This is a genomic window from Limnospira sp. (assembly GCF_051859755.1).
Lineage (GTDB): Bacteria > Cyanobacteriota > Cyanobacteriia > Cyanobacteriales > Microcoleaceae > Limnospira > Limnospira fusiformis.
The window spans coordinates 1-3,070 of record NZ_JBIMLI010000262.1; the positions used below are offsets into that span (position 1 = coordinate 1).

General features: G+C 48.5%; 2 protein-coding genes and 1 pseudogene. All 3 read right to left on the bottom strand.

Annotation, left to right across the window (positions count from 1 at the left end; all coding sequences use genetic code 11):
• Positions 1-890: pseudogene (locus ACTIE0_RS23595) on the bottom strand (GUN4 domain-containing protein); the annotation flags it as partial.
• A 160-nt stretch (positions 891-1,050) separates the two neighbouring features.
• Positions 1,051-2,076, bottom strand: a complete 1,026-nt coding sequence (locus ACTIE0_RS23600) for a GUN4 domain-containing protein (RefSeq protein WP_439517018.1) — start codon at positions 2,074-2,076, stop codon at positions 1,051-1,053.
• A 371-nt stretch (positions 2,077-2,447) separates the two neighbouring features.
• The coding region (locus tag ACTIE0_RS23605) for a GUN4 domain-containing protein (RefSeq protein WP_439517017.1) at positions 2,448-3,070 on the bottom strand (623 nt) is incomplete at its 5' end.

Sequence of the window (3,070 nt, forward strand, 5' to 3'; positions counted from 1 at the left end):
GATTGGGATTGAGATGCGATCGCTTCTATCTGCGATTCTAGCCGTGATTGGGATTGAGATGCGATCGCTTCTATCTGTGACGATTGGCATTGGAGTTGAGATGCGATCGCTTTGACCTGAGATTCTAGCCATGATAGCGATTGGGATTGAGATGCGATCGCTTCTATCTGCGATTCTAGCCGTGATTGGGATTGAGATGCGATCGCTTTGACCTGAGATTCTAGCCATGATAGCGATTGGGATTGAGATGCGATCGCTTCTACCTGCGATTCTAGGCGTGATAGCGATTGGGATTGAGATGCGATCGCTTCTATCTGCGATTCTAGGCGTGATAGCGATTGGGATTGAGATGCGATCGCTTTGACCTGCGATTCTAGGCGTGATAGCGATTGGGATTGAGATGCGATCGCTTTGACCTGTGACGATTGGCATTGGAGTTGAGATGTGATCGCTTCTATCTGCGATTCTAGGCGTGATAGCGATTGGGATTGAGATGCGATCGCTTTGACCTGAGATTCTAGGCGTGATAGCGATTGAGATGCGATCGCTTTGACCTGAGATTCTAGCCGTGATAGCGATTGAGATGCGATCGCTTCATTCTGGGATTCTAGGCGTGATTGAGTAGTGGTAAAACCGTCAATTTTCCGGGTCATTTCATCTAACTGAGATTGCAGGTGAGAGACCATCAACTGTGCGGACTCTACCTGAGACTGAGACAATTGCCAAACCCGCTTGGCGGCGGCAATGCGTTTTTTCTCCTTCTCCAAAAACCCGGAGGGTATCCCACCAATCACAGGGGGATAGGGTGTCAGGTCATAACCACACACGGAACAGGTTTCCACCTCATTTGGTGTATATTCCGTTTCACAAACGGGACATTTCTCCATCATTCCCAACCCGATACATCACGACAACCGGGTGCAGGGAAACCCGGCTTTATGCTATGATAACCCACCGAGAGGAACTAGAAACCGGGTAGAAACGGACATCTTTCGGATTTACCCATAACCCTGATAGAAACCGGGTTTCTTCACCTGAAGTGCTTATATGCTACAGTCTGCAAGTCTCTGCGCGAGAGAAGAGTGCTAACCTACGCCTTACCAGTCCCACACCAAAACCCAACCACCAACCAACCCCAACAAAACGGGCGGGAAGATGGCCCAGGGGAGCTGCCGCCGAAAACGTGCAATCAGACCATGATATATACGACCCATTCACTCGCCATCCCACCTCCCCGCAATAGCGCTCCCATATTGTATCACCTGGATAGCGTCCATCAGGCAATCCTCCACAATTGATGTAAATTTGCTTCTGGACACTAAACCCGAAGCGTCCCCTGCTGTGTTTGACCCAAAGACCATCGATGATTCGCAAATCCTCGCCGGGAAAGTTTTTGATATCATCGTCGTCTAAATATCTCCTAGAGGTTTTTCCCGCCACCCTACACATCATCTTAGTCGTTTCTTCGTCGGCTGCTTCCCACTGGCCTGATTTCAATAATCTGTCGAGTTGGCTATAATCAAAACCAGAGGATGAAGACACGATGGAAGTAATGTCTGCCACGGCTTCAGTTATCGACTCGTCGAGTTGAGATGCGATCGCTTGACTCTGGGATGGGAGTTGAGATGCGATCGCTTGACTCTGGGATGGGAGTTGAGATGCGATCGCTTGACTCTGGGACGGGAGTTGAGATGCGATCGCTTGACTCTGGGATGGGAGTTGAGATGCGATCGCTTGACTCTGGGATTCTAGGCGTGATAGCAATTGGGATTGAGATGCGATCGCTTGACTCTGGGATGGAAGTTGAGATTGGGATTGGGTAAAACCGTAAATGTTCCGGGTCGTCTCATATAAATAAGACTGCAGGTGAGAGACCATCAACTGTGCGGACTTTACCTGAGACTGAGACGATTTCCAAACCCGCTTGGCGACGGCAATGCGTTTTTTCTCCTTCTCCCACAACTCGGACGGTATCTCGTCAATAGGGGGATAGGGGGTCAGGTCATAACCACACACGGAACAGGTTTCGACCTCATTTTCTGTATATTCGGTTTCACAAACAGGACATTTCGTCATCATTCCCAACCCTGATAAATCACGACAACCGGGTGTAGGGAAACCCGGCTTTATGCTATGATAACCCACCGAGAGGAACTGAGAAACTCGGTTACGACGGACATATTTCGGTATTTACCTATAACCCTGATAGAAACCGGGTTTCTTCACTCAGTGGGAAAAAGACATCTCCCGGACAGATGAAACTTCCTGGGAATATTCCGGAAACGCGAAAGTACAGAGGTTACAGAAGTGGCCTAAAAGTTTGTCAAAGCCAATGGCTACCGCTTTGAGTGGAGTGCCAGGCATAGAATAGGGGGAGGTGCCGATGTTTCTGTGAAAAAGTTGCCGAAAACAAGAACTTGACAACTGCCTGAAGTGCTTAGAAGTGCTTATATGTTAAAGGTTAACAAGTCTGTGCGCGAGAGAAGAGATGTAAAAGTACTATAGTGCCCGGTATAACTTGGGAGATGACCGCGGGGAGCAGTCGCGGAAAACGTGCAATCAGACCAGACCACGTAATCCCCATTATATCGCCATGCCACCTCGTCACAAAACTGACACCACGCTGTATCACCTGGATAGTTTCCTACAGGCAATCCTCCACAATTGATGTAAATTTGCTTCTGGACACTAAACCCAAAGCGTCCCCTGCTGTGTTTGACCCAAAGACCATCGATGATTCGCAAATCCTCGCCGGGAAAGTTTTTGATATCATCGTCGTCTAAATATCTCCTAGAGGTTTTTCCCGCCACCGCTAACATCATCTTAGCCGTTTCTTCGTCGGCAGCTTTCCAGTTGCCTGATTTCAATAATCTGTCGAGTTCGGTATACAAAAAACCAGAAGAAGACACGATGGTAGTATCTGCCACGGCTTCAGTTATCGACTGGAGTTGAGATGCGATCGCTTCTATCTGCGATTCTAGCCGTGATTGGGATTGAGATGCGATCGCTTCTATCTGCGATTCTAGCCGTGATTGGGATTGAGATGCGATCGCTTCTATCTGCGATTCTA

Excerpts from the sequence above, each read along its gene's own strand:
- ACTIE0_RS23600 (WP_439517018.1), bottom strand. The coding sequence starts at position 2,076 with ATGACGAAATGTCCTGTTTGTGAAACCGAATATACAGAAAATGAGGTC.